We start from the raw sequence: 15,272 nt of genomic DNA on the forward strand, positions 1-15,272 counted from the left end.
ACAGAGCCAAAGAATAACGAGGGTGTCTGACGTAAAGTCAGGCATCCTTTTCTATATGAAAGGGAAATCTATGACAGAAATCTGGTGAATGTAGGCCTACCGCATATTAAGACAATTTGTGATATAATAGCATGGTTACGGTTATCGTACTAGATAGAAGAATCTTGTACTGTTAAAGGAAGTGTGAGGATGCCTTTTGAAATACCTTTTGGAGACATGCCATATTTAAGTTACTTAGCAAATATTGTAGATATTTTACTCGTATGGTTTGTTATTTATAAGCTTATCATGGTCATCCGCGGTACAAAGGCGGTCCAGCTGTTAAAGGGAATAACAGTGATTGTTGTTGTAAGGATCATAAGCAGCTTTTTGGGCTTAAGCACCTTGCAATGGTTGATGGACCAGGCTTTGACATGGGGGTTCTTGGCAATAATTATTATTTTCCAGCCAGAGCTACGCCGTGCCTTGGAGCAATTGGGCCGAGGAAAGCTGTTCTCAAGGAGCGGCATTGATGATGAAGAGGAACATGCAAAAATGGTAGAGGCGGTCGTGAAATCCGTCCAATACATGGCCAAGCGAAGAATTGGTGCACTTATTTCTATTGAAAGAGAAACAGGGATGGGCGATTACATAGAAACGGGCATTCCGTTACATGCAAAAGTATCATCTGAGCTTCTCATTAATATTTTTATCCCTAATACACCACTTCATGATGGTGCTGTTATTTTGCAAAAAAGTCAGGTGTCTGCAGCAGCATGTTATTTGCCGCTCTCAGAAAGCCCTTTTATCTCAAAGGAGCTTGGAACAAGGCATCGGGCAGCATTGGGGATAAGTGAAGTAACAGATAGTATCACAATTGTAGTTTCAGAGGAAACAGGAAATATTTCTGTGACCAAAAACGGCGAGTTACACCGTGATTTGGAACCTGATCTATTCAGTGATTTGTTGATGAAAGAATTGGATTCTAGTATCAAAACGACTTCAACAACGCGCTGGCAGTGGAGGGGGAAAAAGGATGGATAAGTTTATTAACAATCGTTGGGTGATGAAAATTATTGCCTTGCTTTTGGCATTTATGCTCTACATGTCTGTGAGTATAGAAAATACATCCACGCAGCAGCGGGAAACCACTAGCCCTCCACCGTTTTCTGGGTCCAATGATGCAGCAACAGTAACTGATGTACCAGTGGAAACCATTTATGATAGAGACAACTTTGTTGTTTCAGGTATTCCACAAGCTGTTAAAGTAACATTAGAAGGACCAACCGCGTCTGTGAAGCCAGCTGCGCTTCAAAAGGACTTTGAGGTGTTTGCAGATTTGTCTGAGCTTGGCGTGGGGACTCATCAGGTGCCCCTGCAATATCGTAATTTATCTGAAAAGCTTGAGGTAAACATTGAGCCATCTGAGGCAAGTGTGACGATACATGAAAGAATCACAAAGGACTTCCCTGTGGATGTTGATTTTATCAATCAAGGGCAAATGGAAAATGGCTATCAGGCAGAAAAACCTATCGTGAAACCGAATATTGTAAAAGTAACCGGTGCTCGTGAATTGATAGATAGTATCGCTCTTGTAAAGGCGCGTGTCGATCTGAAGGATGCCAATGAATCCATTGAACAGCAATCTAAAGTAACCGTCTATGATAGGGAAGGGAATGCCCTGAATGTAGAAGTCGAGCCTGCGGTGGTGGATGTGAGTGTTCCTGTTACAAGTCCAAACAAATCAATTCCACTGAGAATTAACAGAAAAGGCTCCTTAAAGGAAAACTTGAGCATTACGAATGTCACTGCAGAACCAAATGAGGTCACGATTTATGGACCGAAAGATGTTTTGGATGAGATAGATTTTATTGATAAAGTTGATTTAGACTTAACGAAGATTACCGAAAGCACCACAGTGGAGGTAGATGTCCCTGTTCCGGATGGAGTGAAACGGGTCGTACCAGAGAAGGTCAAAATCAAAGTCGAAGTAGAAAAAGAAGAGCAAGTCACCTTTACGAATGTGCCAATTAACAATATCGGCCTATCAGAAGGTCTGGAAATGGAGTTTGTTGATCCAGAAACAGGCTTAATGGATTTAACGGTTCTCGGATCTCCCAGTGTTTTAGAAAAAATCACAAGTGAAGACATGGAAATGTTTGTCAATATCACCGATTTAAAAGCAGGAGAGCACGAGGTTCCGATTGAAATAAATGGTCCACAAAATGTCTCATGGGATTTACCAAAACGAAATGTCAAGATCAGACTGATAGATACGAACGAAGAAGATACTAATGAAGAGTAGTGAAGGAGAGATTTATTTATGGGTAAGTATTTTGGAACGGATGGAGTACGTGGAGTTGCAAACACGGAGCTAACACCAGAATTAGCGTTTAGAGTAGGCCGTTTTGGTGGTTATGTGTTAACAAAGGATCAAACTCGTCCTAAAGTGTTAATCGGGCGTGATACTCGTATTTCTGGACATATGCTTGAAGGTGCGCTTGTTGCTGGACTTCTCTCCATAGGTGCAGAAGTCATGCGACTTGGCGTTATCTCTACACCAGGAGTTGCCTATTTGACAAAGGCTCTTGGCGCGCAAGCGGGCGTGATGATCTCTGCTTCCCACAATCCTGTGCCAGATAACGGCATTAAGTTCTTCGGTCCAGACGGCTTTAAGCTTTCTGATGAACAAGAAGCAGAAATTGAAGCATTAATGGATGAAGCAACAGATTCCCTACCACGCCCAGTCGGAGCGGATCTTGGACAAGTGAACGACTACTTCGAGGGTGGCCAAAAGTACCTTCAGTTCTTAAAACAAACAGTAGATGAAGACTTTACTGGCATACATATTGCCCTGGATTGCGCACATGGTGCAACATCCTCTCATGCGACACATCTTTTTGCCGACTTAGACGCGGATATCTCCACAATGGGTTCCTCGCCAAACGGCTTGAACATCAATGAAGGTGTAGGCTCCACTCACCCGGAGGCGCTAGCTGAATTTGTCCTTGAAAAAGGGGCCGATATTGGTCTTGCGTTTGATGGGGATGGCGACCGAATCATCGCTGTGGATGAGAAAGGCCATATCGTTGATGGTGACCAAATTATGTTCATTTGCGCAAAATACTTAAGTGAACAAGGCCGCCTACGTCACAACACAGTCGTATCTACGGTCATGAGTAACCTTGGTTTCTATAAAGCGCTTGAAGCAAGCAACGTGGAAACAAAGCAAACGGCTGTTGGCGACCGCTATGTGGTAGAAGAAATGAAAAATGGCAACTACTTGCTTGGTGGCGAACAATCCGGACACATTATCTTCCTTGACTACAACACAACTGGTGACGGCATGCTAACAGGCCTTCAGCTTGTGAACATCATGAAGTTAACGAAGAAGAGCCTGTCTGAGCTAGCGAGTGAGATGCAAAAGTTCCCGCAATTACTTGTGAATGTCAAAGTAACAGACAAGCATGGTGTGACGGACAATGAAAAAGTGAAATCTGTTATTGAAGAAGTGGAAGCGGAAATGAACGGCAATGGCCGTATCCTTGTTCGTCCTTCTGGTACCGAGCCACTAGTTCGTGTTATGGCAGAAGCACCAACACAAGAGCTTTGTGCGGAATACGTGGAAAGAATCGTTGCAGTCGTACGTGCAGAAATGGGAATGGAATAAAGGTAAGGCAAAATGCGGAAGATATGCATACATCGCACGATTGTTGCGGTGTTTGCATATCTTTTATTATATTTACGTTCTTTGTTGAGGTTGGTTGGTGTATTTTTTTGGTAGCTTGGATTGGTATGTGCAGGGATTTTGCTACTTTTGGTGTTAATTTTGCAAAGTGCGTGGTGGATTTTGCTACTTGGACCAATTTTTTTGCCAAGTTTTCATTTATTTTGCCACTTCCACTAATAATTTTGCCATTCGACAAATCTCAGCAAAATTCCCCAGGAAATTCCCGCACCCCAACACCGAGAAATCCCAAACAATCCCATAATACCACAAATTAATTGACGAAACTCAACATGGAAGGTAAGATATTATTTGTTGTTAATAAAATGGGAAGGAGTACTAATCAATCCACAAAACAACAAAACTTAAAGCGCCTGAACTAAGCAACGGACGACACTATGCTTAGTTGACGAGGAGGAGGTTTATCGATCTATCGGCGGATGCCTCCCGGTTGCCACTCACAACCGATACAGTAACAGTTCAAAGCATAAAGGCAACTTTATGTACAAAAACTGATACTATGAGGACAAAAAACAAAACGTAATGTGGGGGCAGGAACACGTCCCCAAATAGATGTGCTTTCTTGTCCCTGCAACCCTAGGGAGGATTATTAACTATGTGCGGAATCGTAGGTTATATCGGAACACAAGATACAAAAGAAATTTTGTTAAGAGGACTAGAAAAGCTTGAATATCGCGGCTATGACTCAGCTGGTATTGCAGTAATGAACGAAAATGGCGTCCACGTATTCAAGGAAAAAGGCCGTATTGCAGACCTTCGCGACGTGGTGGACCATGATGTAGCTGCCTCAACAGGAATCGGTCACACACGCTGGGCAACGCATGGTGTGCCAAGCAAAGTCAATGCGCATCCTCATCAAAGTACATCTGGTCGTTTTACGCTCGTACACAACGGTGTAATCGAGAACTATTCACAACTGAAGCGTGAATACCTACAAGGCGTAGAGCTTGTAAGTGAAACAGACACAGAAATTGTGGTACAAATCATCGAGAAGTTTGCTAACGAAGGCCAGCATGTGGAGGAAGCATTGCGCAACACACTTGCTATTCTAAAAGGGTCTTACGCAATTGCTCTACTAGACAACGAAGATGCTGACACAATTTATGTTGGAAAAAATAAAAGCCCATTACTTGTTGGCGTAGGGAAAGGCGACTTCAACGTCGTGGCGAGTGACGCAATGGCGATGATTCAAGTAACCGACCAGTTCGTTGAGCTAATGGACAAAGAAATGGTAATCGTGAAAAAAGAATCGGTTACCATCAAAAAGCTTAACGGAGAAATCGTGGAGCGCGCGCCATACACAGCAGAGCTTGACGCAAGCGATATCGAAAAAGGCACATACCCACATTACATGTTAAAAGAAATCGATGAGCAACCACTAGTAATCCGTAAGCTCATCCAAAAATACCAAAACCAAACGGGCGACCTAACGATTGACGCGGACATTATCAACGCCGTAAAACAATCTGACCGCCTTTACATCGTTGCAGCAGGAACAAGCTACCATGCAGGTCTTGTTGGAGCGCAAATGATCGAAAAGCTTGCAAAAGTACCTGTAGAAGTACACGTAGCAAGTGAATTCAACTACAACATGCCAATTCTGTCTGAAAACCCACTATTCATCTTCATTTCGCAAAGTGGGGAAACAGCGGACAGCCGTGCAGTACTTGTTCAAGTAAAAGAACTAGGTCACCCAGCACTAACGATCACAAACGTACAAGGATCCACGCTATCTCGTGAAGCAGACTACACACTTCTTCTTCACGCTGGCCCAGAAATTGCCGTTGCTTCCACAAAAGCATACACAGCCCAGCTTGGCGTGCTATCTATCTTTGCAGCTGTGCTAGCAGAAGCAAAAGGCTACAACCTAGAATTTGACCTTGTTCAAGACCTTGGTATCGTAGCAAACGCAATGGAAGTACTATGTAATGCAAAAGAAGAGCTAGAAGACATCGCTCGCAAATTCTTGTCTACTACAAGAAACTGCTTCTTCATCGGCCGTACTATGGACTACTATGTTGGCCTTGAAGGTGCCCTGAAGCTAAAAGAAATCTCCTACATCCAAGCAGAAGGATTTGCTGGAGGAGAACTAAAACACGGAACCATCGCCCTCATCGAAAATGGTACACCAGTTATCGCCATCTCTACGCAAGAACACGTAGACCTAAGCATCCGCGGTAACGTCAAAGAGGTAGTAGCACGCGGTGCCAACCCTTGTATCATCTCCATGAAAGGCCTAGAAACAGAAGAAGACAGCTTCGTTGTACCACAAGTAAACGAACTGCTATCTCCACTAGTTTCTGTAATTCCGTTACAGCTGATCTCTTACTACGCAGCCCTTCACAGAGATTGTGATGTAGATAAGCCACGTAACTTGGCGAAGAGTGTGACGGTGGAATAATTTTAAAAAAGAATCAAACATTTTTTCAAACCCCTGCTTAATGCAGGGGTTTTTATTTTTGTCTTATAGTCTTTATTGTTCTTCAACAAAGTATGCGATAGGGAACGGTAAAGCCTGTATCTAATTAATCTAAGCGGACAATAGAGTTGGTTTAGATGGAGAGGCTGTGCTTTGCAAGGATATAAATGGGGGATAATTTTTGGGTGTATATTGCCTAAAACGTTGATTGCCAATGTGGATTGGATGGATGAAGCTAGATTTCTTAGGACAAGACCAAAAGGGGCAAGGAAGCTATTGGGAAGTTGATAGTGTGATTAGGAAAAAAAGGGGTGCTATTCAGGTTATTAGAACAGCGCTCCCTTAAATAGATTAATTGGAAGTAGAATTTACTATAATCTCATTACAACTAAGTTCAACAAACATAGGAGGCATAGTAATAGTAACACTATATTTACTAGTTGAATCGCGATTATTTTCATGAATTGATATGTCATGAATCGTATAGGGTAATTGAGCATATGTCCATTTTTCAGGAGGGATAGCTTTTTCAAATTTAGGGGTATGTTTCAGTTCTAAATTATAACACCCCTTAAAAATATAAATCCCTGGTTCACATTTTAAAATTAATTCATCTGCAAAATACTTCATGTCAAATGCTAAGACCTTCGAGTCCCAATAATGAATAGAGTCTACTAATTTTTGGATTTTCATATAGTCACCTTCAAAAAAATTATAAATTTTAATAACAAGGGAAGCCATTCTATCTTATCATTTTCTATTTTTGATACTTAAGCTTTGCATAAGCATCATGCTGATGAATAGATTCTTCGCTTCTGCATTCAATAGTAAAAGCTTTCACCCAGTCTGTAAGATACAAGTCGGCAGCAATTAAACGAATTAAATCCTCGACAAATCTAGGGTTCTCATAAGCTTGTTCTGTTACTTTCTTTTCGTCAGGTCTTTTCAGAACAGGATGAAGCTTCGCACTTGCATTGGATTCCATGATATCAAGGAGTATTTCTTTAAAGTTTTGAGGAAAATATTCACCGGGTGCTGTTTCAACTTCCACCGTAACGACACCTCTCTGGTTGTGCGCGCTATATTCACTAATTTCCTTGGAACAAGGACAAAGGGTAGTGGTAAGTGCAGTCATTTTTACTTTCTCTGTCCATCCGGCTTTTACATCAAAACGCAATTCCAATTCTACATCTGCCTTCATTAATCCGGAGAGCTGCATTTGCGGGCTTTTTCTTTCAAAGAACCACGGAAAAGCTACTTGGATAGTGGAGCTTTCTTGCTTCATCTTTTCAGCAAGGCGTTTTGTGAGATCTTTTAAAGAAGAGAACTCCATTTGCAGTCCTTCTTGATAACACTCATGAAGTATTTCAGGTAATCTGCTCATATTTATGCCCTTATGCTCCCGGTATAAGCCGGTGGTAAGGGTAAAGTTTCCAACTGAATGCTGTTCAAACGGGGCTATGCTGGAAGTAATCTTAACCGGGTATGTTAAATTTTTTACGCCAACTTGATCAATTTTAAAGAAGTAATCTTGCTCTGTATTTTGTAAATCCTTCATATCTTCTTTATTGGTAGGCTTGTCTCCTATAAGAGGCTCAACAGAACCAAAGTAGCGATGTCTTTCTTTTTTAGAGGGGATGTTTAGTTTATTCATAAATAGCTAAAACTCCTTTTGTTAAAACGTAATAATTCTTATTTATTATGTTCTTATTGCGAGGTGAAATCAAGATACAAGTGTTTTCTTGCATGAGAATTAGAATAAAAACACTCGTTTGTTGGAGAAGGTTAAAGAGGAAATAAAAATAGAAAAAAACTCTCCCACATTATCACCATTTAATTTATCTTTTTTAGTATGTTGACTAACACGTCTCTATTTCCCTCTACTATAAAACTTTTCAGGAGCAGATAAGGAGTGGTTGCATTCTTCATCCAGATAAATGCGACTTTGAAAGGCTCGTTCCTGTCCATTGTATTTACCGGAATAAGCAGGACCTGCTTGATCGAGATTGGCGAATACAAGCTGACAAATTCGTCTGCCAGCATGAAGTTCAATCGGAACGGAATTTGCATTGTAAAGTTCAAGTGTAATGCGTCCTTCAAATCCTGGATCTACCCATCCTGCATTCTGAATAAAGAGCCCTAACCTTCCAATAGAGCTTCTTCCTTCCACGAAAGCGGTTATGTCGTTAGGTAGCTTGACCCATTCTATGGTTGTGCCTAGAACAAAACCATGTGGGGGAATAAGGATCTTTTCCTCCATAAACTCTTTGTATTGTGCAGCCTTTTCTAATGAAAGGTAGGGAACGGATGTTTCATCAATAGCTAAGAAGTGGTTGCCAAGACGTAAATCAACAGAAGCTGGCTGATATTGACTTTGAGTAATTGGTTGGATTTTTAGTTCGTTTTCAGCTATTTTTTTTTGAATGGATGCAAGCGATAGAATCATAATTAAGACCTCCAAAAGAATGATGAGAAAAGTAAAAAAAGTCCCTTTCTTGCAAAACGTAATTATTACGATTTATAATGATGAATATAATCTAACAGTTTATTTCCATTATCACAAGGTATTAAGAGAAATAATTATGAGGAAGTACAACTTTAGAGGTATGCCCTGTGTTTTTACAGATAGGGACATTACCCACTTATCCTGGATTAGGACGTGTTAACGTAGACAATGGTTTATGGACAGGTCTGCCTGAAAAGAAAGAGCAACGTTGCTAATTTTTTTTTGCAGTCATAAAGCGATGTGAGTGATTGAAAAGAAAGGGGATGAATGTGATATTTTCTTATTAAAGCAATGATAACTTAGGTAAAACTTTTCACAACATAAAAATTATATTATCATTAAATCGTAATTATTACGATTTAGGAGGTTTTGTTGGATGAAGAAAATACCCGTTACAGTTTTGAGTGGCTATTTAGGCGCAGGGAAAACCACCATACTTAATCATATTTTAAATAACAGAGAAGGTTTAAAGGTAGCCGTTATCGTTAATGACATGAGTGAAGTGAATATTGATGCGGAAACCATAAAGCAAGGTGGAGGTTTAAAAAGAACGGAAGAAAAATTAGTGGAAATGTCGAACGGCTGTATTTGCTGCACACTTCGAGAAGACTTGCTTATCGAGGTTGAAAAGCTAGCAGTTGAAGGAAACATTGAATACATTGTTATTGAATCTACAGGGATAAGCGAGCCTGTTCCGGTCGCTCAAACCTTTTCTTATATTGACGAAGAACTAGGAATTGATCTAACGCGTTTTTGCACGCTCGATACTATGGTTACCGTAGTAGATGCTAATCGTTTTTGGCATGATTTTAGATCAGGTGATAGCCTTCTTGACAGGAAAGAGGCTTTAAGCGAGGAAGACGACCGCGAGATTGCGGATTTATTACTAGATCAAATCGAATTTTGCGACGTATTAATCATAAACAAATGCGATCTTGTAAGTGAAGAAGCCTTAGCCCATTTAGAACAGGTTCTTCGTAAGCTCCAGCCTGCAGCACGAATAATTCGTACAAGTAAAGGCCAAATTCAATCAAGTGACATTCTTAATACTGGTCTTTTTGATTTTGACAAAGCAAGTGAGTCTGCTGGATGGATTAAAGAGTTAACAGCGGGTCATCAGCCGGAAACAGAGGAGTATGGCATAAGCTCTTTTGTTTATATGAGAAGGCTCCCTTTTCATAGCCAACGCTTCTACGAGCTAATGCATTCTCTTTCTAAGAATGTCGTGAGAGTAAAAGGAATTGCCTGGTGTGCGACTAGAAATGAGTTCGCTCTCTCTGTGTCTCAAGCAGGTCCGTCTATCACGATAGAACCAGTCTCTTATTGGGTGGCGACCATGCCTAAGCTTGAACAAGAATCCATCCTACGGGAGAATCCCCAAATTCAACAAAAGTGGGATCCAGAATTCGGAGATCGAATCACTCAAATGGTATTCATTGGGACAGAGTTGAATGAAAAAGAAGTAACGAAGCAACTTGATGCTTGCTTATTGACAAGCGAAGAGTTCGACTTAGATTGGAAATCGTTAAAAGACCCTTTTGACTGGAATATACCGTCAAGAGCCTAGTAAAAACCCTGATAAGGGTTTTTACTATATAGGACGAATGATTTTTCATGTACGAAAGAAGGAATTGTATGCAAAAAAAGGTTGAAATCTATATCTTGGCTGGCTTTCTAGGGAGCGGAAAATCTACATTGCTAAAGAATTTATTACTAGAAGAGCAGGAAAAAGGTCGAAAAGTCGCTGTGTTAATGAATGAGCTTGGGGAATATTCTGTTGACACCGGAATTGTTGGGACATATGTTGCCCTAAAGGAGCTTTTAAATGGGTGTATTTGTTGTACCATAAAAGATGAAGTAGAGATTGAACTTCTGATGTTATACCAACAAGAGCAGCCGGACGTTATATACATTGAAGCTACAGGTGTTGCGCATCCTGTAGAAATACTTGATGCATGTTTGTCACCGGTCATTGCTCCTTATGTTGATGTGAAATCCATTATCAGTCTCGTGGACTCAAAAAGATGGATAGAGCGTAGCCATTTAAACGATCAGCTTCAAAAATTACTAGAAGAGCAGGTCAGATATGGAGATCAGATTCTATTGAATAAAACAGATCTCATATCAACAGAAGAACAAGCTAGAATCCAGTCAGAAGTCGCAGAGATAAATCCGAGAGCTCCACAGTTCATGACATCTTTCGCGGATATCCCTTTGTCGAAACTCAGAATCAGCCGTGATGAGATAGAAGTCACTGGCAAAGAAGAGTTGCATGTTCACAAACACTTACACATTCAAACGATGACATATCAATTTCAATCAGAGATTTCAAAATCCGCATTTGAAAAGTGGCTGACTGCTCTTCCCCCTACCATTTTCAGGGTTAAAGGATTTGTTCAATTTGAGGGGGATTCCCATACCTTTTTAATTCAATATTCTTATGGATTACCCTACATGCATAAACAGCCAGTTAATTTCCCTAAAAACTTAGTGCTAATCGGAAGTAATTTAGATAAAGAAAAGTTGAAGATGGATTTGGATGTGCTGGAACGGTGGAATAAAGGCACCTATTCATAACATTTGTATGACACAGGAAAGCAATGAAATAGAACTTGTATTAATCTAACAGTTTATTATACTATATAAATAGTAATGATTACGTTTTACGTAAGGTTCATTGTTTTAAAATATAGCAATAGACCTGAAAAAGGGCCTCAAAATAAGTTAGAACTAAAGGGAGAGAAGTAGATTGTTAATGAAAAAATGGAAGTTAGTGGGTTTGATATTTTTGGTTATATCAATACTAGTTGCCTGCTCTGCAGAAAGTTCTACTGATGATAAAAAGGAAGATGATGCAGCTAAAAGAGAAAACGAGTTGATTTATGCATCAGCTAAAGATATCAATGATATGAATCCTCATCTTTACACAGGCTCCATGCCGGCACAAGGGATGGTGTATGAATCATTAGTTGAGAACACGGAAGACGGAATTAAGCCTTTACTTGCTGAGTCGTGGGAAGTTTCAGAAGATGGAAAAGTATACACGTTCTTTTTAAGAAAAGATGTGAAATTTCATGATGGTGAGTCGTTTAATGCGGAAGCAGTGAAGAAAAACATAGAAGCTGTATTAAGTAATGCAGAAAAGCATGCTTGGATTAAATTATCTACAAAAATAAAAAGTGTGAATGTTGTAGATGAGCATACAGTTGAATTAGTCTTATCCGATACATATTATCCAACTTTGGTTGAGTTGTCCATGACCAGACCTTTTGTATTTCTATCACCAAAAGATTTTAAAAATGGGGAGACTAAAGATGGCGTAAGTGGTTTTAACGGTACAGGCCCGTATAAGCTGAATGAACATAAAACCGATGAGTTTGCCACTTTTACAGCAAATGAAGACTACTGGAATGGATCGCCTAAAATTAAGAAGATTACCACTAAGGTACTTCCTGCTGGGGAAACGACATTGTTAGCTTTACAAAAAGGAGAAGTAAACTTTGTATTTACGGATGATCGTGGCGCAGATAGCCTCAATGTCGAGGCGATGAATCAATTGGTAGATTCCGGAGACTACAAACTTGTAAGAAGTGAACCGATGAACACCAAAATGATAGTAGCTAATAGTAGTAGTGCTGAAAATCCAATAAGTGAAACAGCTGTTCGTGAAGCCATTTGGTACTCGATTGATAGAGAAACAATTAGTAAAGATATTTTTAGTGGGACAGAATCGGTTGCTCATACACTATTTTCACCTAATGTAAATTATGCAGATGTTGACTTAAAGAAGAGAGGTTATGATGTAGAAAAAGCGAAGAAAATTCTAGAAAAGAATGGCTGGAAATTAGAGAAGGGTAATAAAGTTAGAACTAAAGGTGGCAAAACATTAGCCATGGAGCTTTATTATGATAGCAATTCCTCTTCTCAAAAAACACAGGCTGAATTTATTCAAGCTTCAGTAAAAGAGATTGGTCTTCAACTGGACATTATTGGTGAGGAGTCAACTTCCATCGCTAATAGAAGATCAACGGGTGACTATGATTTATTATTCAACCAAACATGGGGTCTAGCGTATGATCCACAGAGCACCATTGCTGCTTTTACATCAGAGGCTTCTTATTTGCATACGACAAAAGGCATGGACAAAGCAGATGAACTATACAATAAAATTGAGCAAGTGATGGTATCTACAGATGAGCAAAAAAGAAAAGCTTTGTACGCTGATATTCTGACGATGGTTCATGAAGAAGCGGTTTTTATTCCAATTACAAATGGAAGTGTTACTGTAGTAGCCTCCAAAAATGTAAACGAAATATCATTCAAACAAACTCAATTTGAGCTGCCATTTGAATTAATGAACTTCAAATAGAAACAAAATAAAAAGGGGAATCTTCCCCTTTTTATTTGTTTAGGAAATTATAAATAATATGTCTGTGGATATCTGGAACAAAAGTAGCAACGTCCAGCTCCATGCGCCAGCGACTAGCAAACTTCCCTCGCCTCCTTACGATAAGGCAACATCGAATCGCTATCGCTCTTCGTGTTTTCTTTATCTCATACGGCTCAGTGCCACGAAAAGTGAAGCGGCTCGTTTAGCTCCGACAAGCATAAGACAGCTTTCTGTAGGAGGCTGTTCTTGCCTCCGGAGGAAAGAGGGCTTATGACTCGAGGAGCTAGCCGCTGCAACTAGACAAAGTTTGTACGTCGCAAAACGGGCGCATTGCGCTTTTGTTCTTTTGAGGAAGTATAAACGTCTAAAGACTTGATATGGCAATGGAAGGAGAATATCTATGGGAAGTTATATCATTAGAAGAATATTAATTTCAGTCCCTTTACTATTAACCATCTCATTTTTGACCTTTATCTTAATAAATCTGTCTCCCTTAGACCCAGCAGAAGTGGTATTACAAGCTCAAGGTGTCCCAGAGATAACAGAAGATTTATTAGAACAAACAAAAGAGCAGCTTGGGATGGATAAGCCATTTATTTTACAATACTTTGACTGGCTTTATGCTACCTTGCAGTTGGATTTTGGAGAATCATATATTAATGGCAAACCAGTGTGGTCGTTAATAGGTCCGGCATTTTTGAATACATTCAAGTTAACGTTGGTTTCATCGCTTTCTATTATCTTTATATCGATATTATTAGGGGTAATTTGTGCGTTAAATGAAGGAAAAATATTGGATAGATCGGTAAGAGGAATTTCGTTTTTCTTAACCGCAATGCCATCATACTGGTTGGCATCAATTATGATTTGGTACATATCGGTTAAATTAGATTTATTACCAACAAGTGGGATGGAGTCGTATAGAAGTTATATCTTACCGGTTATTATCATCACGGTTAGTTATGCTGGTCTATATTTTAGAAATGTTAGAACCTCTATGATAAACAATTTACATGAGGATTATGTTTTATATGGAAGGGCATCTGGATTATCAGAATTAAAAATTACGAAGCATATCCTAAGAAATTCATTACAGGTTGCCATTTCGATATTTGGTATGTCTATACCCATCATATTGGGAAGCACCGTTGTTATAGAAAACGTTTTTGCATGGCCAGGGTTAGGTACTTTAAGTGTTAAAGCAATTCTAAGCAGAGACTTTCCAATTATACAGGCCTACGTTCTTATATTAGCAGCAGCCTTTGTTTTGTTTAATATGATTTCCGACATTATAAATGCTGCGATGAATCCTAAGTTAAGGAATGATCTTTAAATGAGAATATGGAAAAACTTAAGTAAAGATAAAATAGGTACTATATCTTTATTAATCATTGTTGTCACAATTATCGTTGGAATCTTCGCGCCATTATTTGCCCCATCTGATCCTAATGAAGTCAAGATGAGTCTTCGATATGCTTCTCCTTCGTGGGAATACTTATTAGGTAATGATCATCTTGGTAGATGTATTTTATCCAGAATCATCTATGGAATTCGACCAAGTGTATTATGGGTATTAGTTGTTCTTTTAATCTCTGTTCTCATAGGAGCTATCTTAGGGTTTTTTGCTGGCTATTTTCGAGGGAAAGTAGATGCGGTCATCATGAGAATGTGTGATACGATGCTATCTTTTCCAGGATACGTTATGGCGCTAGCGATTATTGGGGTTTTAGGTGTTGGTCTTGAAAACATTCTCCTTGCATTTGCCTTGATAAAATGGGCATGGTTTGCTCGAGTAATCAGGACTTCTGTCATGCAGTATGCTGAATTAGATTATGTGAAGTTCTCAAAAGCATCAGGTATTAGTGATATGAAAATAATTTATAATCACATTGTTCCCGTCACCTTTTCTGATATTGCAGTCATTTCTAGCGGCTCTATTGGATCGATGATATTGCAAATTTCAGGGTTTTCATTTTTAGGCTTAGGAATTCAAGCCCCAAATGCTGAATGGGGGATGATGTTAAATGAAGCAAGGGAAGTAATGTTTACAAGACCAGAGTTAATGTTAGCTCCCGGCTTAGCCATTATTATCGTGGTATCAGCATTCAACTTTTTATCGGATTCGCTTCAAGTTGCTCTAGATCCTAAACTTGCAAGCTCTAAAAACAAGCATAAGGATAATTTCCCACTTTCGAAAACAAGGGTGCAAGAAAAAGAGGTGGCCAATTAG

Annotated in this window: 12 protein-coding genes; 9 read left to right on the plus strand and 3 right to left on the minus strand. The window is 39.6% G+C overall.

All coding sequences use genetic code 11. The features are described from left to right. The first annotated feature begins 201 nt into the window (after nt 1–201). The 4 genes from cdaA to glmS all read left to right on the plus strand — a co-directional run bounded on the left by cdaA (nt 202) and on the right by glmS (nt 6,128). Nucleotides 202–1,023: a diadenylate cyclase CdaA gene (cdaA, locus tag FIU87_RS01020; RefSeq protein ID WP_152446359.1), complete on the plus strand. Its 822-nt coding sequence runs from the start codon at nt 202–204 to the stop codon at nt 1,021–1,023. Continuing rightward, nucleotides 1,016–2,284 carry a CdaR family protein gene (locus tag FIU87_RS01025; RefSeq protein ID WP_152442876.1) on the plus strand — a complete coding sequence of 423 codons (1,269 nt, stop codon included), beginning with the start codon at nt 1,016–1,018 and terminating at the stop codon, nt 2,282–2,284. Before cdaA ends, FIU87_RS01025 begins: the two co-directional genes overlap by 8 nt. A gap of 18 nt (nt 2,285–2,302) precedes the next feature. Continuing rightward, a complete protein-coding gene (gene glmM, locus FIU87_RS01030; RefSeq protein WP_152442877.1) occupies nt 2,303–3,649 on the plus strand; it encodes a phosphoglucosamine mutase in 1,347 nt (448 codons plus the stop codon). Nucleotides 3,650–4,322: 673 nt separating this feature from the next. Further along, nucleotides 4,323–6,128 carry a glutamine--fructose-6-phosphate transaminase (isomerizing) gene (glmS, locus tag FIU87_RS01035; protein WP_152442878.1) on the plus strand — a complete coding sequence of 602 codons (1,806 nt, stop codon included), beginning with the start codon at nt 4,323–4,325 and terminating at the stop codon, nt 6,126–6,128. Between the two features lie 369 nt (nt 6,129–6,497). Here the strand turns inward: glmS and FIU87_RS01040 are convergent, their stop codons facing one another. From FIU87_RS01040 to dcd, 3 genes are all read right to left on the minus strand, one after another. Beyond that, complete coding sequence (locus tag FIU87_RS01040) at nt 6,498–6,839, minus strand: hypothetical protein (protein WP_152442879.1); 342 nt, start codon at nt 6,837–6,839, stop codon at nt 6,498–6,500. Nucleotides 6,840–6,903: 64 nt separating this feature from the next. Then, nucleotides 6,904–7,800, minus strand: a complete 897-nt coding sequence (gene folE2, locus FIU87_RS01045) for a GTP cyclohydrolase FolE2 (RefSeq protein ID WP_152442880.1) — start codon at nt 7,798–7,800, stop codon at nt 6,904–6,906. A gap of 216 nt (nt 7,801–8,016) precedes the next feature. Next, nucleotides 8,017–8,592 carry a dCTP deaminase gene (gene dcd, locus FIU87_RS01050; RefSeq protein ID WP_152442881.1) on the minus strand — a complete coding sequence of 192 codons (576 nt, stop codon included), beginning with the start codon at nt 8,590–8,592 and terminating at the stop codon, nt 8,017–8,019. A gap of 436 nt (nt 8,593–9,028) precedes the next feature. Between dcd and FIU87_RS01055 the strand changes: the two genes are divergently transcribed. The 5 genes from FIU87_RS01055 (at nt 9,029) to opp1C (ending at nt 15,272) form a co-directional block, all read left to right on the plus strand. Next, the gene (locus FIU87_RS01055) at nt 9,029–10,219 is read left to right on the plus strand and encodes a GTP-binding protein (protein WP_152442882.1); all 1,191 of its coding nucleotides are present in this window, start codon (nt 9,029–9,031) and stop codon (nt 10,217–10,219) included. A gap of 68 nt (nt 10,220–10,287) precedes the next feature. Continuing rightward, nucleotides 10,288–11,229, plus strand: a complete 942-nt coding sequence (locus tag FIU87_RS01060; protein WP_152442883.1) for a CobW family GTP-binding protein — start codon at nt 10,288–10,290, stop codon at nt 11,227–11,229. A 178-nt stretch (nt 11,230–11,407) separates the two neighbouring features. After that, nucleotides 11,408–13,021 carry a staphylopine-dependent metal ABC transporter substrate-binding lipoprotein gene (gene nikA, locus FIU87_RS01065; RefSeq protein ID WP_152446360.1) on the plus strand — a complete coding sequence of 538 codons (1,614 nt, stop codon included), beginning with the start codon at nt 11,408–11,410 and terminating at the stop codon, nt 13,019–13,021. Nucleotides 13,022–13,442: 421 nt separating this feature from the next. Further along, nucleotides 13,443–14,375 (plus strand): nickel/cobalt ABC transporter permease, encoded by a 933-nt coding sequence (gene opp1B, locus FIU87_RS01070; protein ID WP_152442884.1) that lies wholly within the window; start codon nt 13,443–13,445, stop codon nt 14,373–14,375. After that, nucleotides 14,376–15,272, plus strand: a complete 897-nt coding sequence (gene opp1C, locus FIU87_RS01075; protein ID WP_152442885.1) for a staphylopine uptake ABC transporter permease subunit CntC — start codon at nt 14,376–14,378, stop codon at nt 15,270–15,272.

Origin of the sequence: Bacillus sp. THAF10 (assembly GCF_009363695.1) — a bacterium.
In the GTDB taxonomy this organism is placed as follows: Bacteria; Bacillota; Bacilli; order Bacillales; family Bacillaceae_I; genus Sutcliffiella_A.